Origin of the sequence: Nonomuraea gerenzanensis, assembly GCF_020215645.1 — a bacterium.
Classification (GTDB): Bacteria; Actinomycetota; Actinomycetes; order Streptosporangiales; family Streptosporangiaceae; genus Nonomuraea; species Nonomuraea gerenzanensis.
The window spans coordinates 5,724,493-5,748,447 of the sequence record NZ_CP084058.1; the positions used below are offsets into that span (position 1 = coordinate 5,724,493).

At 69.4% G+C, this 23,955-nt stretch carries 21 protein-coding genes; 10 read left to right on the top strand and 11 right to left on the bottom strand.

Annotated elements, in window-relative coordinates; all coding sequences use genetic code 11:
• Nucleotides 1-17: 17 nt before the first annotated feature.
• Entirely contained in the window at nt 18-140 is a 123-nt protein-coding gene (locus tag LCN96_RS56670; RefSeq protein ID WP_263657521.1) for a hypothetical protein, read from the bottom strand.
• A 1,043-nt stretch (nt 141-1,183) separates the two neighbouring features.
• Nucleotides 1,184-1,645 (bottom strand): ester cyclase, encoded by a 462-nt coding sequence (locus tag LCN96_RS26790; RefSeq protein WP_225275645.1) that lies wholly within the window; start codon nt 1,643-1,645, stop codon nt 1,184-1,186.
• An 80-nt stretch (nt 1,646-1,725) separates the two neighbouring features.
• Between LCN96_RS26790 and LCN96_RS26795 the strand changes: the two genes are divergently transcribed.
• Complete coding sequence (locus tag LCN96_RS26795; RefSeq protein ID WP_225275646.1) at nt 1,726-2,208, top strand: MarR family winged helix-turn-helix transcriptional regulator; 483 nt, start codon at nt 1,726-1,728, stop codon at nt 2,206-2,208.
• Between the two features lie 92 nt (nt 2,209-2,300).
• Here the strand turns inward: LCN96_RS26795 and LCN96_RS26800 are convergent, their stop codons facing one another.
• From LCN96_RS26800 to LCN96_RS26820, 5 genes are all read right to left on the bottom strand, one after another.
• Complete coding sequence (locus LCN96_RS26800) at nt 2,301-3,878, bottom strand: right-handed parallel beta-helix repeat-containing protein (protein WP_225275647.1); 1,578 nt, start codon at nt 3,876-3,878, stop codon at nt 2,301-2,303.
• A 403-nt stretch (nt 3,879-4,281) separates the two neighbouring features.
• Nucleotides 4,282-4,485: a hypothetical protein gene (locus tag LCN96_RS26805; RefSeq protein ID WP_225275648.1), complete on the bottom strand. Its 204-nt coding sequence runs from the start codon at nt 4,483-4,485 to the stop codon at nt 4,282-4,284.
• 15 nt (nt 4,486-4,500) lie between these two features.
• Entirely contained in the window at nt 4,501-6,870 is a 2,370-nt protein-coding gene (locus tag LCN96_RS26810) for a caspase family protein (protein WP_225275649.1), read from the bottom strand.
• 269 nt (nt 6,871-7,139) lie between these two features.
• Complete coding sequence (locus LCN96_RS26815; protein ID WP_225275650.1) at nt 7,140-7,460, bottom strand: hypothetical protein; 321 nt, start codon at nt 7,458-7,460, stop codon at nt 7,140-7,142.
• Between the two features lie 765 nt (nt 7,461-8,225).
• A complete protein-coding gene (locus LCN96_RS26820; RefSeq protein ID WP_225275651.1) occupies nt 8,226-9,311 on the bottom strand; it encodes an amidohydrolase family protein in 1,086 nt (361 codons plus the stop codon).
• A 312-nt stretch (nt 9,312-9,623) separates the two neighbouring features.
• Between LCN96_RS26820 and LCN96_RS26825 the strand changes: the two genes are divergently transcribed.
• Genes LCN96_RS26825 through LCN96_RS26855 form a run of 7 tightly spaced genes read left to right on the top strand, consistent with a single transcriptional unit; the run spans nt 9,624 to nt 17,203 of the window.
• A complete protein-coding gene (locus LCN96_RS26825; RefSeq protein WP_225275652.1) occupies nt 9,624-10,724 on the top strand; it encodes a hypothetical protein in 1,101 nt (366 codons plus the stop codon).
• A gap of 4 nt (nt 10,725-10,728) precedes the next feature.
• Complete coding sequence (locus LCN96_RS26830; RefSeq protein ID WP_225275653.1) at nt 10,729-12,297, top strand: MBOAT family O-acyltransferase; 1,569 nt, start codon at nt 10,729-10,731, stop codon at nt 12,295-12,297.
• Nucleotides 12,298-12,312: 15 nt separating this feature from the next.
• Complete coding sequence (locus LCN96_RS26835; RefSeq protein WP_225275654.1) at nt 12,313-12,543, top strand: acyl carrier protein; 231 nt, start codon at nt 12,313-12,315, stop codon at nt 12,541-12,543.
• Nucleotides 12,540-15,575: a non-ribosomal peptide synthetase gene (locus LCN96_RS26840; RefSeq protein ID WP_225275655.1), complete on the top strand. Its 3,036-nt coding sequence runs from the start codon at nt 12,540-12,542 to the stop codon at nt 15,573-15,575. The genes LCN96_RS26835 and LCN96_RS26840 overlap by 4 nt, the downstream gene beginning before the upstream one ends.
• Before the next feature lie 3 nt (nt 15,576-15,578).
• On the top strand, nt 15,579-16,208 hold the full coding sequence (locus LCN96_RS26845; RefSeq protein ID WP_225275656.1) for a 4'-phosphopantetheinyl transferase family protein: 630 nt from the start codon (nt 15,579-15,581) through the stop codon (nt 16,206-16,208).
• Nucleotides 16,209-16,235: 27 nt separating this feature from the next.
• A complete protein-coding gene (locus LCN96_RS26850; protein WP_225275657.1) occupies nt 16,236-16,658 on the top strand; it encodes a hypothetical protein in 423 nt (140 codons plus the stop codon).
• Nucleotides 16,655-17,203, top strand: coding sequence for a hypothetical protein (locus tag LCN96_RS26855; RefSeq protein ID WP_225275658.1), 549 nt, complete (start codon nt 16,655-16,657; stop codon nt 17,201-17,203). Before LCN96_RS26850 ends, LCN96_RS26855 begins: the two co-directional genes overlap by 4 nt.
• Here LCN96_RS26855 and LCN96_RS26860 read toward each other — a convergent pair.
• The 4 genes from LCN96_RS26860 to LCN96_RS26875 are packed head-to-tail and all read right to left on the bottom strand — an operon-like array spanning nt 17,176 to nt 21,683.
• The gene (locus tag LCN96_RS26860; RefSeq protein ID WP_225275659.1) at nt 17,176-18,591 is read right to left on the bottom strand and encodes an RICIN domain-containing protein; all 1,416 of its coding nucleotides are present in this window, start codon (nt 18,589-18,591) and stop codon (nt 17,176-17,178) included. The genes LCN96_RS26855 and LCN96_RS26860 overlap by 28 nt on opposite strands.
• Before the next feature lie 13 nt (nt 18,592-18,604).
• Nucleotides 18,605-19,426, bottom strand: coding sequence for a carbohydrate ABC transporter permease (locus LCN96_RS26865; RefSeq protein ID WP_225275660.1), 822 nt, complete (start codon nt 19,424-19,426; stop codon nt 18,605-18,607).
• Entirely contained in the window at nt 19,426-20,400 is a 975-nt protein-coding gene (locus tag LCN96_RS26870; RefSeq protein WP_225275661.1) for a carbohydrate ABC transporter permease, read from the bottom strand. Before LCN96_RS26870 ends, LCN96_RS26865 begins: the two co-directional genes overlap by 1 nt.
• Nucleotides 20,397-21,683, bottom strand: a complete 1,287-nt coding sequence (locus tag LCN96_RS26875) for an ABC transporter substrate-binding protein (protein ID WP_225275662.1) — start codon at nt 21,681-21,683, stop codon at nt 20,397-20,399. Before LCN96_RS26875 ends, LCN96_RS26870 begins: the two co-directional genes overlap by 4 nt.
• A 231-nt stretch (nt 21,684-21,914) precedes the next feature.
• Between LCN96_RS26875 and LCN96_RS26880 the strand changes: the two genes are divergently transcribed.
• Together LCN96_RS26880 and LCN96_RS26885 are read left to right on the top strand one after the other, a co-directional pair.
• Nucleotides 21,915-22,949, top strand: coding sequence for a LacI family DNA-binding transcriptional regulator (locus LCN96_RS26880; RefSeq protein ID WP_225275663.1), 1,035 nt, complete (start codon nt 21,915-21,917; stop codon nt 22,947-22,949).
• Between the two features lie 8 nt (nt 22,950-22,957).
• Nucleotides 22,958-23,953 (top strand): hydroxyacid dehydrogenase, encoded by a 996-nt coding sequence (locus LCN96_RS26885; protein WP_225275664.1) that lies wholly within the window; start codon nt 22,958-22,960, stop codon nt 23,951-23,953.
• Nucleotides 23,954-23,955 lie beyond the last annotated feature (2 nt).

Below are 23,955 nucleotides of genomic sequence, written 5' to 3' on the forward strand. Positions count from 1 at the left end.
CGGGAACATGGCCACGTTCAACCGTGTCCGGCCCTGCGGCACTCGACCGGCACCTGCCCGCCCCGCACCTCCACGAGCCCGTGCAGGTTCGGCGCCTCACCCGGACGCGGGGCCTCATCGACCCGTTCCGCCATCGCCACGATGCACCTCCTCAGTCGGCACCTGCTGCATACGACCTCACACTGTGTGAGACACAAGCCGCGCAGGAACGTGCCCCTGGACCGCTGCTGTTCAAGGCCGCCCATGGGTGCGGCAGCGGGCGGGGCGAAATCCACGCCTCACCCCGGTAGTGCTCGCCCTCGAAGACCACCCACCAGGCGGGTACCACGCCGCCCGGATGAGCGCGATGGCGTCCTCCACCCACCGTCTGCCGAGCCGGCGGTATGGCGTGATCCGCCGGGCGTGCGAACATGCATTTCGCACCTCGAGCCGATTCCAGCTGAATGAGAGCTTGGCATGCAGATGTTCAACAATCCGGTGATAGCGTGAATTCTTGCTGTGTCCTCGGTTTTGGAACAGGGCCGCGACCGCAACCCAAGCGGGCGAAGGACGAGACGCTCAGCGTGGAAATCATCGGCCGGATGACTCCGCCGCCCGGGTCGGCGCCTTGCTCCGCCAGGCAGGGCAGCACCTCCAGCCGGGGCCCGCTCTGACGGAAGCCCGGTCCCAGAAACCTCTTCGCCTCCTGCTGCTTCCGGAATTATGTCGGTCCCGTGGGGCACAGTGCTCCCATGAGTGATTCGCCTGCCCTCAGTGCCGTGTCCGACGCCCCTGGTACTCCCACGCCTTCCGCCGCGCCAGCCGAAGGGACGCCTGGCCGAGCCGGCCTGACGCAGGGTGATCGGATCAAGAGCACTCACCTGGGAGCCGAGTCTCTGGTCTGTCCCACCTGCCAGGGAGTGATCGTTGGCGTCGAGGCGGGAGCTTATACGGTCCTGCGCGGTCGGCTCATCGTCAGCAACGGCTACTGCCCGGGCAACGGGTGCGGGGCTGGACGCCCAGCGCGCTGAGCGCTGCGAGGTGATCGCCTCGTGCCGTCGCAGGGCAGGCGATCAGGTGATCCGTGGCGGTCCACCTGCCCGGCGGGCGTGCGTCGTCGGGACGCTGAACGCCGGCCGCGGGATGGGGGAGCGAGCGCCGGATGGCGTCCGGCGCCTGTGGGTGCGGTCAGGGTCGGGTGCGGTCAGGGTCGGGCGGGGCCGTTCGGGCCGGAGACGGCGCCGAGCTGGGCCAGGCCGTCGAGGATGTCGGTGCAGGTCCAGTACTCGACGAATCTGCCATCGCGGACGCGCAGGATGTCGTGTCCGCTGAAGGCGATCTTCGTGCCGATGGGGGCGGTGGCGTGCGGGATGCCGCCGGTGTAGGTGGCGCGCATGGTCCAGCGTGCGGCGATCAGGTCCCCGTCGGTGATCGGGCCGAGGTCGACGCTGATGGTGATGTCACCGAAGGCGGCCATCGTCTGCTCGATCTCGGGCAGGAGGCGCTCCGGGCCGGTGACCGCCTCGGAGTCACTGCCGTCGGGGCGCGCCTGGTGCACGACGAAGGCGGGGTCGAGGATGTCCTGAGCGTGGCTGAAGTCGCCACGCCACAGCTCGCTCCAGCGCTCGTAGAGGGCGCGCAGCTGCTCAGGGGCGTGCGTGGTCATGGTGCTCCTAGGATCTGTGCTAGAAAGACAGGGGAAATCTGCGCCGCACATTATCTGTGCGACGCAGATATAAGTACGGCATGGAGGCGATCTCACTGTCAAATCGGACGCGTGCTGAGCTGGTCGCGGCAGTCACCGCGGCGGCCCGGCGCCACCACGCCGCCTACACCCTGTTCAACCAGGCCATGGCCGAACGGCTCGGCCTGCACCCCACGGACCTGCAGTGCCTGAGCCTGCTCGGCCTGGAGCCCGGCCCGCACACCACCGGAGACATCGCGAAGCTGACCGGGCTGACCTCCGGCTCGGCCACCCGCCTGGTGGACCGGCTGGAGAAGGCCGGCCTCGCCGAGCGCCGGCCGGACACCCATGACCGGCGCAAGATGCTCGTCTCTCTCACCGCCCAGCGCGGCCCGGAGCTGGAAACCGCCTGGGAGGGGCCCGGCAGAGCGTTCGACCAGGCCCTGGACGACTTCACGGACGACGAGCTCGCCGTGATCGAGCGCTACCTGCGGCGCACCACCGAGGTCGGCACCGAACAGACCGCGCACCTGCGAGGAGGCTGAGCCCGCGAGCGGCCCTCCGGAGCACGGACGCCCGGGTTGGCGGCGGCCCTCCGGCGCGCGGACGTCCCGTTGGCGGCGGCCGTGGCGGACGCTCAGAAGCGGGCGCCGAGGTCCGCGCCGTTGCTGGGGCGCAGGAAGGCGGACGACGGTATCGAGCCGTCCGTGGTGCGCGGGCCGGTGATCGTGCTCGCGTCGGTGCTCGTGAACGTCCAGGTGCCGCCGAGATCCCAGGAGTTGCCCGAGCCGGACGACGAGCCGAGCGCGACCTGGGTCCGGTTCGCCACCGACAGGTTCCTGGTCAGGGCCGAGACGGAGTCGGCGTGGTCGAAGCCGGTGCCGCCGTTGCGCCAGGCGGTGCTGCGGTCGGTCACCAGGCGGCCCGGGTTGCCGTTGTCGGTGAAGCCGTCCACCGCGTTGTCGTAGGCGATGGAGTTGCGGACGACGTGGCCGACCGCCGGGTCCGGGTCGCCGCCGCCGAGCTTGAAGCCGTTGCCGTCGCCGGTGTAGTCGGGCAGGTTCCACCGGTTGAAGCCGTTGCCCCACGCCACGGACGACTCCACGGTCACCGCGCCGAGGAACATCCAGAAGTCCAGGCCGTCGTCGGAGTTGTTCCAGAGCCGGGCGCCGCGGATCACGTTGCCGCCGCCGGAGCCCTCCTTGATCGCGACGCCGTCGGCGCTCTCGCCGTTCTTGCGCGGGTCCCGGTTGCCGTAGCTGTCCAGGTTGACGATCAGGTTGTCGCTGGAGGCGCCCTGCAGATGCAGCCCGGACTCGTAGTTGTCCCTGGTGACCAGGCGGTCGAAGACGTTGCCGCTGGCGTCGAGGCCGAAGATCCCGTACGGGCCGTGCACGATCTCCAGCCCGATCAGCCGCCAGTGGTCGCCCTCGATGTGCACCGCGCCGCGCTCGGCCCGCGGGATGCTGGAGCCCACCGCGCCCGGCGTGTACGGCATGTTCTCGCCGTCGATGACCACCCGTTCCCTGTTGTACGCGGTCATCGTGATCGGCTTGCCGGGCGTGCCGTTCTTGAGGAGCTGGATGTTCGTGCTGGGCGCGTACGTGCCTTCGCGGATGAAGATCGTGTAACCAGGCTGTGCCAGTTCCACGGCGCGCTGGATGGTGCGGAGCGGGTCCGCCAGGGTGCCGGGGCCGGCGTCGTCGCCGTCGGTCGCCACGTAGAGCGCGGTCGCCGGCTGCTGGCCGCTCGCCTCGACGTCGAGGTGGTCGAGGTTCGGCAGGCCGGCGGAGCCGGTCGGGTCGAGCCTGATGGTGTTGGAGCCCGCCTTCAGCTGGACGGTCACGGTCTTGGTGGCCCAGGCCGACCAGGCGCCGGTGCCTTCGAAGGACAGGCTCTGGACGGTGGAGCCGTTGACGATCAGGCCGGCGGGGCGCGACGTGGTCGTTCCGTTGGCGAAGCGGATCCCGAGAGTGGCGGCCCCGGCGGCGGAGGTGTTCACGGTGAACCGGACGTGGGCCCCGGCGGCGTTGTCGGCGTTGCAGAAGCCGGTGCCGGAGTAGCCGGTCCAGTTGGACTCGATGGCGCCGGTGCAGACCGCCGGCGACGCCTCGGCCTCGTACCGGGTCGGCGCCGCGGACGCGGGCGAGGGTGACAACACGGCGTAGCAGCCGGCCACCAGGCCGGCGCACGCGAGGACAGCGGTGAGGCGCATCGCCCAACTCCTCGGTAAGCGCTTTCCGGAACGGCGCCGAGTCAAGCACAGCACGGCCGGGCACGAGAAGACGCAACTGCCTACCCGGCTGCAAACCGCGCGCAGGCCGCCGCATCCGGCCCGCACCCGGCCCGCGCTCGCCCGTGGCCCGGAGCGGATTCGCGCAGCTCAGCATCGATGCCGGCGCAGCCGCCGGGGCCCGCGCCGCGCAGGGCCGCCGCGATGAAATTTTCACCCGGGTCGGCTACCTCGTCCACGGCACGCGACAACCGGGTCATCCGCGCCTACAGCCCACCTGGAAAGGCAACCTGCCCCGGGTCAAGCGCACTGTCGCCGAGCCGACCTCGGCATCCAGCCGGGGACCTTGCTCCTCCGCAGCCCGCACGCGTCTCGCAACCGGCGTTCACAGTCCTGGCTGCGAGCGTCCGCCGGGAAGGTGGACCGCTGCCGCGGAGCAAGTGGCGGCGACGAAGAGCACGACCACGAACGTCGGCTCGCTCTGCACGATCGCCAGGTTGTGTACCAGTCCCGCGATGACGGTGAGCTGGGCCGCGATCAGCAGCTCCGGCCGGTCCTCGATCGTCTGGGCGGCCACGAGCAGCAGCACCAGCAGGGCGGGCAGCTACACAGGGATCTGCGGGTAGTCCGAGCCGCTTTCCCACAGGTAGACGCCGCACACGTCCAGGACCACCAGGAGCGTGGCCACCGTGCCCAGGACCAGCGGTGGCCGCGTCTCGCCCGCTCGCCAGCGCAGGACCACGCGCGTCAGGAAGAACCCGAGCAAGAGCGCGACCACCGAGAACCCCACCAGCCAAAGGGGCTCCTCGCCGGGATCGTCCCCTATGTCGTGAGGGAACTGCAGGTTGATGACGATCATGACCAGCACGAGTGCCCCGCCCACGGCCCCGGCGGCTCTCCACAGCCCGTTGCCTGGCTGGGCCAGGGTTGCCTCAGTGCACGCGATCAGCAGGAGAAGCAGCCCGGATACCGTGATGAAGACCAGTTCGTCGTGGCTGAAGGCCGCCTCGAAATGGGCGAACACGCCCAGGTGCACTGCCGCCAGACCTGCGGCAGCGCCGAGGCTCACGGTGCGCCATCGGCCCTGTGGCAACAGGCCGGCCCCGAATGCCGCTGCGATCAGGAGCCACAGCCAGATCCCGTAGTCCGCGACCACCACCCTGCTGAGCATGGATGAGAACTCGGGTGTCTGTCCCGTGCCGACCAACGGCAGCAGGCCCGCCAGCAGCGCCAGCCCGCGCAAGGCGAGGAGCAGCCACCCGCTTCCGCCCGGCGGGTCGGGGTCCCCGCCAGGGGTTGCGTCGGCGTCCGGCGGTGCGGTGCTTCTCGCTCCAGGGCTGGTCCAGGAGCCGGGAGCCGACACGGCGGCGAGAGCACCGTCGTCCGGTGCCGCGCGAACGTGATCGGCCCGCACGTCGCCGGCGGGCGGCTCATCGGCTGCTGCTGCGTCAGCGGCCGGCGCGGCGGGGCTGACGTCCGAGGAGATGCGACGGACGCCGGGTGTCGCACCGCGGATGTCATCGGGCGAGACAACGGGCACGACCTCCGACGCAGCGGCGGGCGAGACGGCGGGCACCACCTCCGATGGAGCGGCGGGCGGGACGGCGGGCACGACGTCGTGCCGGGCGAGGGCGCGTGACGCCGCCGCCGAAACGGACCGGCTGTCGTCGTCGGCCAACTCCTGCAGGGCCAGCCGCGCCGCAAGCGCGAGCCCGGCGTGGCGGCTGTGCCGTAACCGGGCCAGCTCACCGATGGCGCCCTCCCTGATCTTGGCGATCGGGTGGTCGACGGCCTCCTGCAACTCGGCCGGCAACGGCGCGGGCCGATCCACGGGACGGCCGCGCCGTGCGATGATCAGGTCTCCCTGAACGTCGAACGTCCACTTGCCCGGCGTCTGGCTGGGCATGACCGCCCGTACCTTGTCGTAGACGAAGTCGTACAGCTCATGGACGCCCACGAAGCCGTCCTGATCCCGGTCGGCCTCGCCGGTCTCGAGCCCTTCCACCAGCGCTCTGGTGAACACCGAAGGCGAGGTCGTCTCCTGCGCATCGGCCAGGTCGGTCCCGTCGAAGGCGTACTCCAGGGCGTTGGAGGCCGTGATGACCACTCGCCCGCGCCCGCCGAACTGCTCCTCGACGTGCACGTCCGTCCCCGCCCTGGGCAGCGCGCCGCGTGCGAAGGCGCCCGCGTAGCAGCAGTCGAGCAACAGGACGATGCGCCGGCAGCGGCTGCGGCCCATCCGCCGGTTGACGAACTCCGCCGACACCGCGGTGGCTGCCAGCCTGTTGAGCTTGGTGCTGGGTGTGGCGAGGTACAGCTCACCGTTGTCGTCCTTGACCCCGTGACCGGAGAAGTGCAGCAACAGCAGATCGTCAGGGAGGCGGTCGGCGAAGAACTCCTCCACGGCCTCGTTGACGACAGCGGTGGACTCGTTGAGCATCGTGCGCACGTCGAAGCCCCCGATGGCCTCGTCACCCAGCACCCTCGCCAGAGCCTCGGCGTCCACCGCCGGCGCCCTCAGCCGCCGCAACCCGGGATCGCCGAACTCGTCACTGGCCACGATCAGCGCGAGACGGCGCCCGGACTGGGGGGATGCGTCCGGTCGCCCGCGGCGGCGCAACCATACGTCGGCGAACTCGCGTTGCTCCCTTGACGGGATGCCGGTCAATTCCAGCACGTCGCCGTCGATCTCCAGCTTGACCGAACGGTGCTGATGGCGGTTGAGCCAGGCGATCACGGCGTTCACGATCGAGGCGAGCAGCTCCGTACCGGCCAGCGCGATCACCAGGCCACCGAGCGTGAACGACAGAACCGCTCTGGCGCCTTCCGGGATCTCGCCCGCCTCGGCGGCGCCGGGCACCACGTCCAGTTCGAGCAGTTCTTCCCTCAGCCTGGCGGTGGCCTCGTCCAGTTCCTGGGGATCGGCGGCCGCGTCGATCACGCGTAGCCGCAGCCGTACCGTCTCGCTCAGCATGAGCCGCCTCCGGGGTGGGAACGCAGGGTACCGCCAGGACGGCAGGCCGCCAGGGGTTCAGCCGTCACGCACTGATATCGCCGACGATCACACTGTCGCTACTCGGAGTGGTTGCCGTCCCGTCCATCAGTACGTCGGCCGCGAACGGTCGTGGTCCGGATGCAGCAGATCCGCCGCATGCTACGCGCCGGCAGGTACCTGCCGCCCAAGGCTGGAGCCCGGCGCGCAGCACCGCCGTACAGGCGCCCCCGTCATCTCTGTGGCCACAGCTACGTCACCGAGCGGCGGGACTGGACCGCACCTGAGAGCAGGCGCTCCATCAAGCCCGCGACACCGACCGAGAAGCGCGCCGCCGCCACCTCGACGAGGCACGCTGAGACGCGGAAACGCATGACCTCGCTCTGACGGCCGCCGCTGAAGAGACCGAGCGCCGCACCAGACTGCCTCAAGATCAGCACCAAGCAGAACACGCGGCCCGAGGCGAGCACCGGCAACGCCTGCACGAGACGGAACAGGCCCGAGAGGCCGGCCGAACCACGAGCCGTTTCCGGGACGCGCACCGCCCAGGACGAGAACAGGATCCCGCGCATCGCGAGAGCTTGTTCTCGGGGCCCATGGCGATTTGCTGAACGCGTACGCGTTGGGGCTGGGTGAGGCCGAACTCGGTCAGGAGCCGGGTGATGTGGTGCAGCTCCGTTTCGCCTTCGACGAGGATGAGGACGCGGGTTGGGGGACAGGCCGAACGTGCCCAGTGCGCGTTCCAGCGTGTCGGCGTCCTGGTGGCGAGGGGTGAGGCGATCGTGGAGCGGGGTGTGCCAGGTCGAGCCGGTGACGTCCGGCAGTGGTTTCACGTGACCGAGCGCGGCCAGGTCCTCGTGCGCACGCAACAGCATCTCGGCCGCCACCCGCTGCCACATGCAGTCCAGAGGCACGCCTTCAGCTTCGTCCAGCCTGAATGGCTGGCGTAGCGCAGGAGCGGAAGCCACTTGGCCATGGGGTCGCGGCTCGCCGCCTCCGTCAGCGGATACTCCGCCTCTCGCCGGAGACGGTCGGGCGCGAAGCCGGTCAGGTGCTGCAGGCCGAGCACGTCGCAGTAGGTGCGGTGGCGCCAGAGGAGGGCTTGGGTGACTCCGGGAGGGAGGGCGGCGCGGCCGAGGACACTGGGGAGGTAGATCGGGGCAAGGGCGGTCAGGGTCAGATCCAGGCGCCGGTTGTGTGCGACCCCGCTGGGGCTGATGCCGGCTCCTCTCCAGCGGTGTGCGATGAAGTCGTACGCGCTGAGTGCGTGGCCGAGGCCGAGGAACTGCCAGGAAGAGAACCACGGCAACCATTGTGGTCGCCGTGGTTGGACGTCGTCAGCGGAGAGGGACGCCGTTGAGCACGATCCGCCGCGGCTGCCTGACCGCTGTGAGGTCCTCGCGCGGGTCGGTGTCGTAGACCACGAAGTCGGCGGGGCTTCCTTCCTCGAGGACGTCGAGCCCGAGCCATTCGCGGGCCCGCCACGAGGCCGCTCCCAGGACTTGCGTCGCGCTCAGGCCGGCGGTGCGGTGGAGGGCGAGCATCTCCTGGGCGATGAGTCCGTGGCGAACGTCGCAACCTGCGTCGGTCCCCACGTAGACGGCTACGCCGATCTCGTGCGCGGCGCGGACGAGAGAGCCGAAACCCGCGCTGAGGTCGCGCAGGTGCGCGGCGTAGCGCGGATGGCGGGCTTCTGCCACAGCGGCGATGGAGCGGAAGGTGGCGATGGCGCTCATCGTAGGGACGAGAGCTATGTCCGATCGCGCCATCTCCTCCAGCAGTTGGGTCGACAGTCCTGGGCCGTGCTCGATGGAGTCGACGCCCGCCTCGACCATCATGGCCGCGCCGGCCTCGCTGAAGGTATGTGCGGCGATCTTGACGCCCAAGGCGTGCCCGTCCTGGACGGCGGCCTTCACTGAGACGGCGTCCCACCTGACGAGCAGGCCGCCGGACGCGTCGTCGATCCAGTCGCCGACGAGTTTGATCCAGCCATGGCCCTGGGCGGCCTGAGTGGCGACGGCGGCGGGCAGCTCGGCTGAGGAGCATTCGACGGCGACGCCGGGCAGGTAGCCGCCCGGGGGCGCGAGATGGCGTCCGGACCGGATCACCCGCGGCAGATCTGGGAGCCCGTCCAACTCGGGGAAGCTGTTCGGCGAACCTGTGTCCCTGATCGCCAGCACCCCTGCGTCACGGTCGGCCACAGCCAGCGATCGGGATTCCTCGGCGGTGGTGACGGCGCCTCCGCCGGTGCGCAGGCCGATGTGGCAGTGCGCGTCGACCAGGCCGGGGATGATCCAGCCGCTGTTCACGAGGGTCTCGGCCCTGCTCACCGGCTCTCGGGTGACGCGCCCGCCGGAGACGAAGAACGTACACGGTTCGTCATCGGGCAGCAGGCGGCCGTCCACCCGCCACGCACGGCTCACGACGTGGTCCCGGGGAGGAGACATGTCACGGGCAATTCCCCCTACTTCATGTTGGTAATATCCAGAGGTTCTGAAATAGTGCACTATCCACCGTTTCGGACTCGCTTGAATCCGTTTTCCTTGCCCGACTTCGCGTTGGCACGCATGACTGACTGTCCGATATCTGGAAACGTCTTACCAGTCTTGACAATTCCTCGCGTGTTCACAGATCCTGACGCAGGTAGCGATGAGGGCCGGATCTGGGTGGGGGCCTGGTAAGGAATCGGGCCGAGATAATCGCAATGTGCACACGGATCGGGGGTTCACTCAACCATGCCCGCCGACGTCGACGCGCGTCCGCGTTACCGTTTATATACCCTGCTCACCCTCGGTCTGGCGGTTCTCCTGTTCGCCGGAGTCGGCGTATGGAATTACCGGCTGAATCCGCTCGCCTACGATCGCGGTCATATCCGCGAGGTGGCCGGCATGCTGGCGCAGGGCCAGAACTACGCCAACTACGACACCAACATCAATTGGCGGGCGCTGCGGCGCGAGCAGATCTATCAGCTGAAGGCCGCCCCCGACGTGGTCGTCTTCGGGGGAAGCCGCTGGTGGGAGGCGCATGCCGATCTGTTCCCCGGTCAGACCTTCCTCAACGCCTGGGTGAGCAACGACCAGGCAGAAGACGCCCTCGCACTGGCCTACATGCTGGACCGCGCAGGTAAGTTGCCCAAGACGCTGATCTTGAGCCTACGCTTCATCAGCTTCCAGCCACCCGCGGAACGCGATGCCGCCGAATGGCAGGAGTGGGCCGACGAATACCGGGCGATGGCCACCCGCCTCGGTGTCCCCGCGCACTCCTATTTCGACACCTTCCCCATCAAGAACTGGTCGGGCCTTTTCTACGCTCCTGCCGTTTTCGAGCGGAGCCGTCAAGTGTCTGCAGTCCCGCGTGAACCCGGACCGACCAGCCGCCTGCAGAACCCCTCTCTTGAGATCATCGCCGCGGACGGATCCATCCATTGGTCCGAGAAAAGCATCGCCAAGTACACCAAAAAATTCGTCGATGGTAATGTCCGCAAAGAGCTGCTGAAGATCGGCGATCGGGCGCCGAAGATCGACCCGGCTCTGGTCGACGCCATGGGCAAGGCGATCAGTTTCCTTCGCGGCAAAGGCGTACGTGTGGTGCTGGTGCAGACGCCCTACCACCCGGACTTCTACACCGAAGTCCAGAAGCGTCCGTTCGGCAAGACGCTGAACTCACTGGAAGCGATCGCCCAGGACATGAGCAAGCGGTGGGGAGTGATCTCTGTAGGCGGCTACGACCCGGCGACGTTCGGCTGCGTGGCGGCCGACTTCATCGACCAGATCCACTCCAAGCCCGCGTGCCTGTCGAAGGTCGTACGTCTGATCCCCCCGGACACGGGGGTCTGAGGCCATGTCCTTCACCTCCTACACCTTCCTGCTGGTGTTCCTGCCGGTCGTACTGGCCGGCTACTACCTGCTGACCCGCGTGTTCACCAGTCAGAAGCCGGCCCTGGCCTGGCTGGTCGTCGCCTCGCTGGTGTTCTACGCCTCGCTGGGCCCCGGTTACCTGCTGGTGCTGCTCGGCTCGGTGGCGATGAACTTCGCGTTCGCCTGGCAGATGAGACGGCAGCCCGAAGGCAGCCGCGGCAGAAAGGCCGTGCTGATCAGCGGCATCGTGGCCAACCTGCTGCTGCTCGGCTTCTACAAGTACACCGGCTTCCTCGCCGAGAACGTCAACGCCTTGTTCGGCACCGACCTGCGCGCGCTGGCCGCGGTGTATCCGGTGGGGCTGTCGTTCTACACCTTCATCCAGATCGGCTTTCTGCTCGACACCTACGTGGGCCAGATCGAGCGGCTGTCGTTCCTGAACTACCTGCTGTTCGGCACGTTCTTCCCCTACATCACCGCCGGGCCGCTGGTACGCCAGGGCGAGGTGTTCAAGCAGCTCGACACGCCTGTGCGCGAGCGGACCGGGGTGAAGTTCATCGCCGTCGGTCTCACCATGTTCGCCATGGGACTGTTCAAGAAGGCGGTCCTGGCCGACAGCGTCGCCCCGTACGTGGCCACCATGTTCGACACCGCGGGCGCGGGCGGAGCGGTCTCCACCGGGAGCGCTTGGGTGGGCGCACTGGCCTACACCTTCGAGCTGTACTTCGACTTCTCCGGCTACTCCGACATGGCCCTGGGACTCGGCTACATGCTCGGCGTGCGGCTGCCGATCAACTTCAACTCGCCGCTGAAGGCCACCAGCCTGGTGGAGTTCTGGCGCCGCTGGCACATGACGATGGTGCGCTTCTTCACCACCTACGTGTACACGCCGATGACGGCGAACATGATGCGGCGCAGCATCCGGCGCAAGTGGCCGCAGTGGGTGCGGCTGCTGGCGGTGATCTGCCTGCCGGTGTTCGTGACGTTCGTGCTGGTCGGGTTCTGGCACGGTGCGGGCTGGGGGTTCATCATCTCCGGCGCGATCCATGGAGTGGCGCTGTCGATCAACCTCACCTGGCGTGAGCTCGGGGCCAAGCGGCAGCTGCCGCGCATCCCGGCGCCGGTGGGCTGGCTGCTGATGATGATCCCCCTGGTCGCCTCGCTGGTCTACCTGCGCGCTCCCGACGCCGGCTCGGCCACCCGGATCCTCGCGGCCATGGTCGGCCTCGGCGCAGCCAGAGGCGCGGGCGTCGCCCAGTTCTACGGCACCAACGTGCTGTTCGGCGGTCTCACCGTCGTCCCCGCCGTCCTGTGGACGATCTTCCTCGGGGCGATCGCGCTGTTCTTCCCGCGCAACACGCAGGAGATCCTCGGCCGGTACGAGGTGGGCCTGCCCACCATCCCGTCGGAGGAGAAGGAGACCGGACGCCGGTGGCTCCGGCCGGTCGCCTGGCGGCCGAACCCGACCTGGGCGGTGGCCATCGCGGTCATCGCCGGCTTGGGCCTGGTCTTCGCCGGTGGACCATCGCCCTTCCTCTACTACCGCTACTGATCAAGGGAACCGAAGATGCGACTGGAAGACGTCCTAGCCACCGTGCTGGAGCAGCCGGCCGACAGCTTCACCGACGAGTCCAGCTCCGAGAACGTCCTGACCTGGACCAGTCTGCGGCACGTCACGTTACTCATTGAGATCGAGAACGAGTTCGGCATCCGGTTCAGCAACGCCGAGATGACCACGATGCGCTCGCTCGGCGACATCCGTGCCACCCTTGAGCGCAAAGGGGTGGCGGCGGCATGACGAGTTCCCCGCTGACCCCTGCCCAGCAGGCGACCTGGCTCGGTCGCCTTCCGGCGTTCGAGCTGGGCGGATCCGCCGCCCGCCACTATCTGGAGGCTGAGGCGGAAGACCTGGACCTGGTCAGGTACGGCGAGGCCTGGCGGCAGGCGATCCAGCGGCATCCGGCACTGCGCACCGTCGTCACCGGAGACGGGCAGCAGCAGATCCTGACCGACGTACCCGCCTATGAACCGCAGGTGGAAGACCTGCGGACCGAGAGCGCTGGGCGGCTTGAAGCCATCCGGGCCGACATGACGACACAGGCCTTCGATCCCACCCGGTGGCCGCTGTTCGAGGTGCGGGTATCCCGGCTGGACGAGCGGCGCAGCAGGGTGCATGTGGCCGTGGACCTCCTCATCGCCGACGCGGACGGCTTCGCGCTGCTCGGCCAGGAGATCTTCGCCGGCTACCAAGGCCACCTCAGCGAAGTCGAGACCGCAGCCGCCGCCGTCTCCGCCGTGCGAGCTGGAACCGCGCCGGACGGGCTCACTGCGGCCCTGCCGCCACAGCTCCCCCTGTCGATCGAGCCGCGTCTGCTGGAGCAGCCCCTCTGCGTGCGGCGAGAGCGTCGCCTGCCGGCACCTCGCTGGCAAGCACTCCAAGCACACGCTGCGGACCTCACGCCTTCGGCGGTACTGGTCTGCGCGCTCAATCAAGCACTGGCCGCCTGGTCCAAGGAACCCCGCTTCGCTTTGGCCTACGCCTACCGCGACCGGCATCCGAGAGCAGTCGGCCACTTCACGGAGCTGACCCTCCTCGACGTCGACGCCGACCCGCGCGTCTCCTTCCAGCAGCAGGCACAGGCCGTGCAGACGCAGCTGGCCCAGGACCGGCCGGACGGGATACGCGTGCTGCGCGAGCTCGCGCGAACAACCGGCCAGCCCACCGCAGCCCTCACACCCGTGATCTTCTGCGACCGGCTGCACTCGGCCTCCCGCGAAGGCTGGGCGCTGGGTCAGGGACGGGTCGTGTTCACCTCGCAGCAGCGCCCGCAGGTGCAGCTCGCGCACGAAGTGCGCGAAGAGGGCGGTGAACTCGTCCTCACCTGGGACACCGTCGATGCGCTGTTCCATGGCCGTGTGCTGGACGACCTCATCGACGGGCACCTGACGTTCCTCGAACAGCTCGCCACCGACCCCACCGCGTGGCAGGCGACCTCCCGCGACTGGCTGCCGCCCCATCAGCATCGCGTGCGGGACCAGGTCAACGCCACCGAAGCCGACATCCCTCCGCTGCTGCTGCACGAACCGTTCTGGGCCCAGGCTGCCCGCACCCCCGACGAGCCCGCTGTCATCTCCGACAACAGGACGCTGACCTACCGCGAACTGCGCGCCGGCGCGACCACCCTCGGCGCCCTGCTGCGCGAACGCGGCGCTCGCCCGAACACGACGGTCGCCGTCGTGATGGACAAGGGCTGGGAACAGCCGCTGGCCGTCTTCGGCATCCTGGAGTCCGGCGCCGCGTACGTCCCGATCGAGCCCGATCTGCCCGCCGAGCGCTTCCACTACCTCCTTAAGCACGCCGAGGTGAAGCTCGCGCTCACCCAGCCGGGCCTGGAGACGAAGCTGCCCTGGCCACAGGACGTCGCCCCGATGGTGATCGACGAGAGCCTGCTCGACGGCGAAGGCGCCCCCGAGCCCAGCCGCATCCAGGGCCATCGCGACCTGGCCTACATCATCTACACCTCCGGATCGACAGGTCTGCCCAAGGGCGTCATGATCGACCATCGGGGCGCGCTCAACACCGTCCTGGACATCAACCGGCGCTTCGACGTCACCGCCGCCGACCGCATGCTCACGCTCACCCCGCTCACCTTCGACCTGTCGGTCTACGACCTGTTCGGGCCGTTCGCCCACGGTGGCGCACTCGTGATGCCCGAGGCTGGCACCGGCCGGGCCCCCTGGCACTGGGCCGACCTGATCGAACGCCACCAGGTGACCATGTGGAACACCGTTCCCGCCCTCATGGAGATGCTCGCCGGCTACACCCAGGGCCGGCGCCAGCGGCTGACCTCCACGCTTCGGCTGGTGCTGATGAGCGGCGACTGGATCCCGGTCACCCTGCCCGGCCGCATCCGCTCCCTGGCCGACCGGCACATCGACGTCATCAGCCTGGGCGGCGCCACCGAAGCCTCCATCTGGTCGATCTGGCACCGCATCGACACCGTAGACCCGAACCTGCCGAGCATCCCCTACGGCAAACCGCTCACCAACCAGCACCTCGAGATCCTGGACGAGGCGCTGCGCCGCAGGCCCGACTGGGTGCCCGGCGAGCAGTACGTCGGCGGCCACGGCATCGCCATGGGCTACTGGCGTGACCCGGACAAGACCGCCCGCGCCTTCATCACCCACCCGACGACCGGCAGGCGCCTCTACCGCACCGGCGACCTGGGACGATACTTCCCCGACGGCAGCATCGAGTTCCTCGGCCGGGAAGACTTCCAAGTCAAGATCAACGGCTATCGCATCGAGCTCGGCGAGATAGAGGCAACGCTGCTCGACCACGACGCCGTGAATAGCGCTGTCGTCACGGCGATCGGCGCACAGCGCGGCGAGAAGCGGCTCGTCGCCTACGCGACCCCGGCGGGCACCACCGATCCCGACGAGCTCGCCACGACCCTGCGCGGCCACCTGGCCGAAAAGCTCCCGTCCCACATGCTGCCGGGACACATCGTCATCCTTGACGCGCTGCCCCTGACTCGCAACGGCAAGGTGGACCGCAAGGCCCTGCCCGCGCCGATCACCACACCATCTGCCGCGACCGAATCTGCCGAGCCCGCCGACGACCTGGAGTCCGCGCTCTTAGCCGGTTGGCGGAAGGTGGCAGGCGACCACTTCGCGCCAACCGACGACTACTCCGTCCTGGATCTCCTGGACATCGTCCGGGCCCATCACGCCATCACCCGGAACGGCGCGCCGGAGCTGAGCCTGAATGAGGTGTTCCGCCACACCACCGTCCGCGCCCTCGCCCGTCACCTGTCCGCATCCCGGTAACCCATGGCTGTGGTGCTGGTGCGCCAGGCGCGAGAGGTCCTCGCTCGCGTCCACGACACCGATGACCGGCTGACGGCTCAGGAACGGCAGCGAGCAGCGGCCTTCCGCCGCGACGAAGACCGGCAGATCTTCGTCGCGGGCAGGCACCTCCTGCGCCGATGCGCGGCGCGACTCGTCGACGTGCCGATGGAGGAACTGGCCGTCGTCCAGCGCTGCCCGCTCTGCCACGGACCCCACGGCAGACCGTTCCTCCAGGGCTACCCGGAGGTGCATCTGAGCCTGTCGCACGCGGGCGAGACAGTGGCTGCTGCGGCGGGCCCGCAACCGGTCGGCATCGATCTCGAACGCCTGGACCAGCCCTCGGCAGGCCCGCAGGTCGTGGCCCGCGTGCTCACCCGCGGCGAACGCGAGGCCGTCCAACGCGACCCGGACCCGCATCGCGCGTTCCTGCGGCAGTGGGTGCGCAAGGAAGCCCTGATCAAGGCCGGAGTGGCGGGACTGCACACCATGAGCAGCATTGATCTGTCATCGCTCTCGCTGTCAGAAGGCCGCTGGGCCTTCCACGTCTGGCGGATCCTCGACTGGTCCGGCGGTGACGTCCTAGGTTCGCTGGCCACTACTCTCGACGATTAAGGTGCAACCATGGTTACAGTAGGCGGTATGGAGGCGAAGCCCAGGGTGGTGCTGTTCGTCTGCCCGCACGGCGCGGGCAAGAGCCGCATCGCCGCCGCCTGGTTCGCCGGTGCCGCGCCTGAGGGCTGGACGGCGACGACGGCAGGGTTGGCTCCGCAGCAGCAGGTGAGCGTGCACGCACCCCGGCTGCTGGCGGGCACCGCGGTGGAAGACCTCCTGGACCTGGAACTGCCCCGGCCGTTGTCGGCGATCCCGGATGCCGAATTGGTGGTGGCGATCGACTGCCGGCCGGGTGCGGTTCCTGGCGCAACGGAGTGGCGCCTGCAACACGAAGCCTTCGACGAGCACATGAACGCCGAGCTCAAGGAGCGCGCTCAGCGGCTCGCCCGGGAGCTGAGCACAGGGACCAGCACCGCGGGCACGTCATCCAGAGGACCCCGGGCCCGATGATCGCGACGTTCGCCTGGCTTTCCAGCGTCATGATGCACTCCCTCCAGTTCGAGGTCCGCACGGACAGGGGAACGGCAAGGATGGCGAGCCGGCCGTGTGCGCCGCGTGCGTGGGCGATCGATTCGGGCGCGGCCGCTGTCAAGATGCTCGACGAGGAACACGGCCCCGACGCGGGGGAGAGTGGTTACGGCCTGGTGGCGTGCGCGAAGGGGCTCGCCGATCGCCGCTTTCGATCCCGCACCGCAGATGAACAGGGCAGCGGGGGCATGAGCCAAGCCGGGGTCATGCCTTGTGCTCATGAAACGCCGGGAGGAGGTCGAGGGTGCGCACCGATGGCTGAGGCATTCCCGGCGGGCACGGCCTTCTCCCTCGACGTCATCGGCAGGTACGTCGGCGATGATCTGGACGAGGCACTGGTGGGCAGGAACGACACGGCCGCTAAGGGGAGACCGGAAGTCATGGACAGGCCCGGCTCCATACGGGAAACCGGGCACCGTCCACAATCAAGCGAATTCCGTCAGAGCTCTGACCTGCTGAACTGCTGATTAGTGCCGCCATTGCACGGATACTGCTTGAACTGCACATCATTCCCCGTAGCCGAGCCAGGCAGATCCACGCACTTCCCCGAATGCCTGGCCACCAACCGCACAAACCCACCCCCAGCATCCTGCACCGTCCACTGCTGGTTGCCGCCCGTGCCACACCCGTACTGCTGCAGAGCGGCGCCATCAGCGGTGCTGACACCGTTCACATCGAGGCACCGGCCCGAGTGGCGCGCGATGATCTGCACATGACCCCCGCTGATCGACTGGATACGCCACTGCTGATTGGTGCCGCCGTTGCAGTCGTACTGGATGACGGGCGCCAAGTCGGCGGTGGAGCCGTTGCGGACGTCCACGCACTTGCCCGAGTGCCGCACCGTCAGCCGGGTGTAACCGGAGCCGGACGTGCTGAGGGTTCCAGCCGCGGCGTCGATGGTGAGCTGGCGGGCGTAGGTGAGGGCCATGGTGGTGCTGGTGGGGAACTGGACGGGCAGCCAGACGTAGCGGGAGTCGTTGACCGGGCCACCCCAGGCGCCGGCCCATCGGTCGCCCATATAGAGGTACGAGGTGCCGGAGATGCCCTGTACCGGGAGGACGAACGCCGGCTGGGAGCCGTACGTGAGGGCGTCCCCGGCGTTCTGCCAGGCGCTCCAGGTGCCGGTGAGGCTGGTGGCGGTGGGGTACTTGGCCTGGTTGGGCTGCCAGCCGGTCGCGCCGGAGGTGAGCAGGAAGTAGACGCCGTTGCGCTTGAACAGGGCGGGCGCCTCGCGGTGGTCGCCGTCCCACCTGCGCACGAGGGCGGCCACGTCGGTGAAGTCGGCGGTCAGCCGGTAGATGTGCAGGTCGTAGTTCTCGTCGGCGGCCGAGATCATGTAGCCGGTGCCGTCGGTGTCCACGTACGCGGTGATGTCGCGGGACATGTGGCCGAGCGGGCGGAAGCTGCGCAGGTAGGTGTAGGCGCCGTCCACGGTGTTCGACACGGCCACGGCGGCGCGGGCCTCGCCGTAGTCGCGGCCGTTCTCCTTGTGCATCCACATGACGAACTGGCCGGTGGCCTGGTTGTAGATCACCTTGGGCCGTTCGATGTTGGCGACCTGCAGCTCGGCGGCGCTGGACTGGGTCAGCACGTGGTTGCGGAACTCCCAGGTGCGCAGGTCGGCGGAGCGGTAGGCGGAGACGTAGCGGAAGGTGCCGTCGGCGTTGCGGTTCTCGCCGAACCAGTAGTAGTACGAGCCGACCTTGACCACCCCGCCGCCGTGGGCGTGCAGCAGGTTGCCGGAGGTGTCGGTGAACGGGGCGCCGATCGGCACCGTCACGGGCACCGCGTGGGCGGGCAGCCCCGGTGACAGGGCCAGGACGAGTGCGGCGAGCAGGGTGAGGACGCGGGACATGAAGGTGCTCCTCTCAGCCTTTGATGCCGGTGAGCAGGACGCCCCTGACGATCCATCGCTGCGCGATGAGGAAGAGGGCGACCAGGGGCAGGATGGCCACGAGCGCGCCGGCGAACAGCGCGGGCAGGTTGACCGCCTGCTGGTTGAGGTTGGTCGACAGCGCCACCTGCACCGTCCAGTACTCCGGGTCCTGGCCGATGACGAGCGGCCACAGGAACGCGTTCCAGTGCTCGATGAAGGACAGGATGCCGAGCGAGGCGAACAGGGCGCCCGAGTTCGGCAGCGCCAGCCGGCCGTACAGGCCGAGGTAGCCCAGGCCGTCCACCCGGCCCGCGTCCTCCAGCTCGCGCGGGAAGCGCAGGTAGAAGCCGCGGAACAACAGCACCGCGAACGCGCTGAACAGGCCGGGGACGATCAGCCCCCACATCGTGTTCACCCCGCCCAGCGAGCCGACCACCACGAACGTCGGGATGAACGTGGCCGCGCCCGGCACCATCATCGTGGCGATGATGAAGAAGAAGGCAGGCTTCGAGGCGGCCACCGGGATGCGGGCCAGCGCGTACCCGGCCATGGAGGCCAGCAGCGTGGACAGCGGCGCGGAGATGGCCGCGATCAGCGTCGAGTTCCACAAGGCGTGCGCCAGCGGCACCGCCTCGTTGCCGAACGCGTCCGCGAAGCCCTGGAAGGTGACCGTCTCCGGCCACCAGTGCCAGTCCAGCGAGCCCAGCTCCCGCCTGCTCATCAGCGCGTTGCGGATGAGCAGGTAGAACGGCAGCAGGAACGGCACCGCGAAGACGATCACCGCCAGGTACGAGCCGAGACGCCGTCTGTTCATCAGCCCTCCTCCTCGCTCCTGCCGAACCCGGCGAAGCGGCCCTGCAGCAGCGTGAACACCACGATCAGCACGGTGACGACGAACGCCCCCGCCGACCCGGCGCCGTAGTTCTGCTCGCCGAGCGCCGTCTGGAACAGGTAGATCAGCGGCGTACGGCCGTCCGCGCCGCCCAGCCCCGACAGGTTGGAGGCCAGGATGTTGTAGAACTCGTCGAACGCCTGGAACGCGTTGATGATCAGCAGCAGCACCACGGCCACCGACGTGTTGCGCAGCATCGGCCAGGTGATGTGCCTGAACAGCCGGGCCTCCGACTCCGCCCCGTCCACCCGGGCCGCCTCGTAGAGCTGGGCGGGGATCTGCTGGATGCCGGCCAGGAACAGGATCATGTAGAAGCCCGTCTGCAGCCACAGCCGCACGGTGACCAGCACGATCCAGTACAGCGGCGGATCGACGGTGGCCACCCAGCCGATCGACTCCTCGTAGCCGAGGAGGTAGGCCAGGCTGTTGGCCACGCCCGACGGGGTGCCGCTGAACAGCGACATCTTCCACACCAGCGCGCCCACCACGTAGGAGACGGCCGCCGGGATGAAGAACGTGGTGCGGAAGAACGCCCGGCCGCCGCGCAGCCGGTTCACCAGCACCGCCAGGCCCAGCGCCAGCGCGAACGTCACCGGCACGATGAACAGCGTGAACAGCAGGATCGTGACCAGCGACCGGGTGAAGGCCGGATCGCCCAGCAGGCGCCGGTAGTTCTCCAGCCCGTTCCAGTCGCCCAGCGCGATCGTGCCCCGGGCGTCGTTGAAGCTGAGCAGGAAGCCCCAGCCGATGGCCACGTACTTGAACAGGAACAGCCCGGCCACCATCGGCAGCGTGAGCAGCAGGAACGCGCGCCAGGCCGGCCACCGCGCGGCCCGCCGTCCCGGGGCGCGGCGGGGGCGCCCGGTCGCGGGGCGGGGCGGAGCTGCCGTCGTCACAGCACCGGCACCTTGTCGAGGATGTCCTGCGAGCGCTCGGCCGCCTCGGCGAGCGTCTTCTCCGCGTCGGCGTCCTTCTTGACGATCGCGGTGACGGCGTCGGTGTACGGCTGGCGCACCTCGGCCGTCCACAGCGCGGGCTGCTTGATGCCGTGGGCGGCCACGGCGTCCATGACGGTCTTGGCCGGGCCGGTGTTCAGCTTGTCGGCCTTGGCGGCGGCGCTGTTGCGGGGCGGGATGTGGAAGCCGTAGGCCAGGCTCCAGTCGGTCTGCGCTGCGGTGTTCTCCACCCACAGCCAGCGCACGTACTTCTTGGCCGCCTCCAGGTTGCGGCTCTTGCCGTTGACGACCTGCACCCAGCCGCCCATGTTGACCACGGCCTGCCCGCCGGGGCCGAACGGGGGCAGCGCGAAGGCGTCGAAGTCGTCGCCGAGTGCCTCGGTCAGCCCGGGCACGGCCCACAGGCCGACCCACTGCATGGCCGCCGCGCCGTTGATCAGCGCGCCCGGGTCCCACCAGTCGGTGGAGTAGCCCTGGAGGGTCGCCTTGGCGTCGTACAGGTCCTTGACCGCGGTCAGCGCCTCGACCACCTTGGGGTCGTCGTAGGTGATGTCGCGGTCGTCGATCAGCAGGTTGCCGTTCGACCACGGCACCATCTGGCCCAGCGGGCCGACGCCGTCGTTGCCGACGAACAGGCCCTTCTGCTTGCCCTGCGTGAGCTTCCTGGCCGCCGCCGCGAACTCCGCGAAGCTGGTGGGAACGCCGACACCCGCCTTGGCGAACAGCGACTTGCGGTAGAACACCAGCATCGGATCCACGATCATGGGCACCGCGTAGACCTGGCCGCCCCACGTGTACGGCGCCAGCACCTTGGGGTTGAAGTCGGCCTTCTCCGCCCCCAGGACGTCGTCCATCGCGGTGACCTGGCCGGCCTTGACCATGTTCGGGCTGACGTCGTTGACCTCGTACACGTCGGGGCCGTCCGGGGTGAGCACGGCGGCCGTCCACTTGGTGGCGTAGTCGCCGGGGATCCAGGAGACCTTGACGGCTATGTCGGGGTTGGCCTTGGTGAAGTCGGCGGCGTACTTCATCGCCGCCTGCTGCGTGCCCTCCTCGCCGTACTCGTGGTACCAGTGCGTCAAGGTGATCTTCGCGCCGCTTCCGGCGGGCGCGGCCGTGCCCTTGGCCAGCGGGTCTCCGGTGGAGCACGCGGAGACGGCGGCGCCGGCGACGAAGAGCACGGATCCCTTCAGCAGTCCGCGCCGGGTGAGTGGTCTGTGCATCGGGGCCACCTCTCGTGGGGGGAGTGAGTCGGGGCCGATGTCAGGTAACCGGTTACTTCAGACGTCGTGAGCCGGACGCTAGACGCGCAGCTCCGGTGACGTCAATGCGCTGTTAACTTTTCGTTACAAACGCCGTGGGGCTGGGCTTGACGGGCCGGATGGGATCTCTTAGCGTCCTGGGCACTGCTCAAGTAACCGATTACCTGATCCGGCGCTCACCTGGGAGATCGCATGACCACACCCCGCCGCGTCACCATCAGGGACGTGGCCAGGAAGGCCGGAGTCTCGGTCGCCACCGTCTCGCGCGTGCTGGGCGGCGACTACCCGGTCCTCGCGGCCACCCGCAACAAGGTCATGCGTGCCGTACGCGAGCTCGACTACGTCCCGAACGCCCACGCCAGGGCCCTGTCCGCGGCCCGCCCCGGCGCCATCGCGATCGTCGTCAACACCATCGCGGTGCCCTACTACGCCCTGATCGCGCAGGGCGTGGAGGACCAGGCCGCCCAGGAGGGGCGGCTGTCGCTCATCTGCACCACCGGCGGCGACAACGGCCGCGAGCTGTCCATCGTGCAGCTCCTGCGCGAGCAGCGCGCCGAGGCCGTCATCCTGGTCGGCAGCGTGATCGTGGACGAGGAGTACCGCAAGCGCATGAGCGAGTACGCCCACGCCCTGGCCGCCGCCGGCTCCCGCCTCGTCCTGTGCGGCCGGCCGCCGCTGGGGGAGGGGGTGCCGGCCCTGGTGGTCGGCTTCGACAACACCGGCGGCGCGCACGCCGTCACCGCCCACCTGCTGTCGGCCGGCCATCGCAGGATCCTCTACCTCGGCGTGCGGCCTGGACACACCACCTCCGACACCCGCGTGGCCGGCTACCGCAGCGCGCTGGCCGAGTACGGCGTGCCCGCCGACCCGGCGCTGCAGATCGAGGCGGAGTTCGACCGCGACGCCGGCTACACCGCCATGACCCGCCGCCTGGCCGAGGGGCCGCCCGACTTCACCGCCGTCTTCGCCGGCAACGACCTCGTCGCCGCGGGAGCGATCCAGGCGCTGCACGAGCACGGGCTGCGCGTGCCCGACGACCTGTCGATCGTCGGCTACGACGACGTGCCGCCCGCCCAGGACCTGCACCTGACCACCGTGCACCTGCCGCACGACGAGCTCGGCAGGGCCGCGGTACGCCTCGCGCTCGGCCGCCTGACCACCAGCCCGACGACGCTCGGCACCCATATCGTGGTCCGCGACTCGGTCAGGCCCCTCGGGCCGCGATGACCCCGCTCATGAGCCCCGTGGTCGCCTTCGCCATGCAGCCGCCGCTGCTGCCCGAGCTGTTCCCGCTGGACCTGCGGCGCCGCCTGGCGCGGGTCGGGCGGGTGCGCGAACGCGTGATCGACGCCTTCGACGGGCCGCTCGACGCCGAGATCCTGATCACCGGGTGGGGCTGCCCGCGCATCGACGCCGGCGTGCTGTCCGCCGCGCCCCGGCTGCGGGCCGTCGTGCACGCGGCGGGCAGCGTCAAGGGACACCTGACGGCCGCCGTGTTCGACCGCGGCATCGCGGTGTCGTCGGCGGCGCAGGCCAACGCGGTGCCGGTGGCCGAGTTCACGCTGGCCATGCTGGTGCTGGCGGCCAAGCAGGCGTTCGCCAGGGCGCGGGCCTACTCGGCGGGCGCCTGGTCGGGCGACGCGCTGCCCGGCGTGGCGACCCCGGGCGAGAACGGCGGGCTGAGCGGGGCGACCGTCGGAGTGATCGGAGCCTCCCGGGTGGGCCGCCTGGTCATCGGCGCCCTGCGCGCGCACGGGGCGCGGGTGCTGCTCAGCGATCCGTACGTCGGGGAGGGGGAGGCGGCGCGGCTGGGGGTCTCGGCCATGTCGCTGGACGAGCTGTGCCGCTCGGCCGAGCTGGTCACCGTGCACGCGCCCGAGCTGCCCGAGACCCGGGGGCTGCTGGACGGGCGGCGGCTGGCGTTGCTGCCCGACGGGGCCGTGGTGGTGAACACCGCGCGCGGGGCGCTGATCGACACCGACGCGCTCGTGCGGGAGTGCTCGGGCGGGCGGCTCTCGGCCGTGCTCGACGTCACCCACCCGGAGCCGCTGCCGGTCGGGCATCCGCTGCTCGGGCTGCCCAACGTGCTCGTGACGCCGCACATCAGCGGGGCCAGGGGGCGGGAGCTGCGGCGTCTGGGGGAGTTCGCGGTGGGGGAGGTGGAACGGCTGGCGCGCGGGCGGCCGCTGCGCGGGGCGATCCGCGTGGCCGATCTCCACCGCATCGCATGATT

Excerpts from the sequence above, each read along its gene's own strand:
- LCN96_RS26795 (WP_225275646.1), top strand. The coding sequence starts at position 1,726 with ATGGAGGCGATCTCACTGTCAAATCGGACGCGTGCTGAGCTGGTCGCG.
- LCN96_RS26835 (WP_225275654.1), top strand. The coding sequence starts at position 12,313 with ATGCGACTGGAAGACGTCCTAGCCACCGTGCTGGAGCAGCCGGCCGAC.
- LCN96_RS26790 (WP_225275645.1), bottom strand. The coding sequence starts at position 1,645 with ATGACCACGCACGCCCCTGAGCAGCTGCGCGCCCTCTACGAGCGCTGG.
- LCN96_RS26850 (WP_225275657.1), top strand. The coding sequence starts at position 16,236 with ATGGAGGCGAAGCCCAGGGTGGTGCTGTTCGTCTGCCCGCACGGCGCG.
- LCN96_RS26885 (WP_225275664.1), top strand. The coding sequence starts at position 22,958 with ATGAGCCCCGTGGTCGCCTTCGCCATGCAGCCGCCGCTGCTGCCCGAG.
- LCN96_RS26830 (WP_225275653.1), top strand. The coding sequence starts at position 10,729 with ATGTCCTTCACCTCCTACACCTTCCTGCTGGTGTTCCTGCCGGTCGTA.
- LCN96_RS26840 (WP_225275655.1), top strand. The coding sequence starts at position 12,540 with ATGACGAGTTCCCCGCTGACCCCTGCCCAGCAGGCGACCTGGCTCGGT.
- LCN96_RS26800 (WP_225275647.1), bottom strand. The coding sequence starts at position 3,878 with ATGCGCCTCACCGCTGTCCTCGCGTGCGCCGGCCTGGTGGCCGGCTGC.
- LCN96_RS26875 (WP_225275662.1), bottom strand. The coding sequence starts at position 21,683 with ATGCACAGACCACTCACCCGGCGCGGACTGCTGAAGGGATCCGTGCTC.
- LCN96_RS26860 (WP_225275659.1), bottom strand. The coding sequence starts at position 18,591 with ATGTCCCGCGTCCTCACCCTGCTCGCCGCACTCGTCCTGGCCCTGTCA.
- LCN96_RS26825 (WP_225275652.1), top strand. The coding sequence starts at position 9,624 with ATGCCCGCCGACGTCGACGCGCGTCCGCGTTACCGTTTATATACCCTG.
- LCN96_RS26880 (WP_225275663.1), top strand. The coding sequence starts at position 21,915 with ATGACCACACCCCGCCGCGTCACCATCAGGGACGTGGCCAGGAAGGCC.
- LCN96_RS26815 (WP_225275650.1), bottom strand. The coding sequence starts at position 7,460 with ATGCGCGGGATCCTGTTCTCGTCCTGGGCGGTGCGCGTCCCGGAAACG.
- LCN96_RS26810 (WP_225275649.1), bottom strand. The coding sequence starts at position 6,870 with ATGCTGAGCGAGACGGTACGGCTGCGGCTACGCGTGATCGACGCGGCC.
- LCN96_RS26845 (WP_225275656.1), top strand. The coding sequence starts at position 15,579 with ATGGCTGTGGTGCTGGTGCGCCAGGCGCGAGAGGTCCTCGCTCGCGTC.
- LCN96_RS26855 (WP_225275658.1), top strand. The coding sequence starts at position 16,655 with ATGATCGCGACGTTCGCCTGGCTTTCCAGCGTCATGATGCACTCCCTC.
- LCN96_RS26865 (WP_225275660.1), bottom strand. The coding sequence starts at position 19,426 with ATGAACAGACGGCGTCTCGGCTCGTACCTGGCGGTGATCGTCTTCGCG.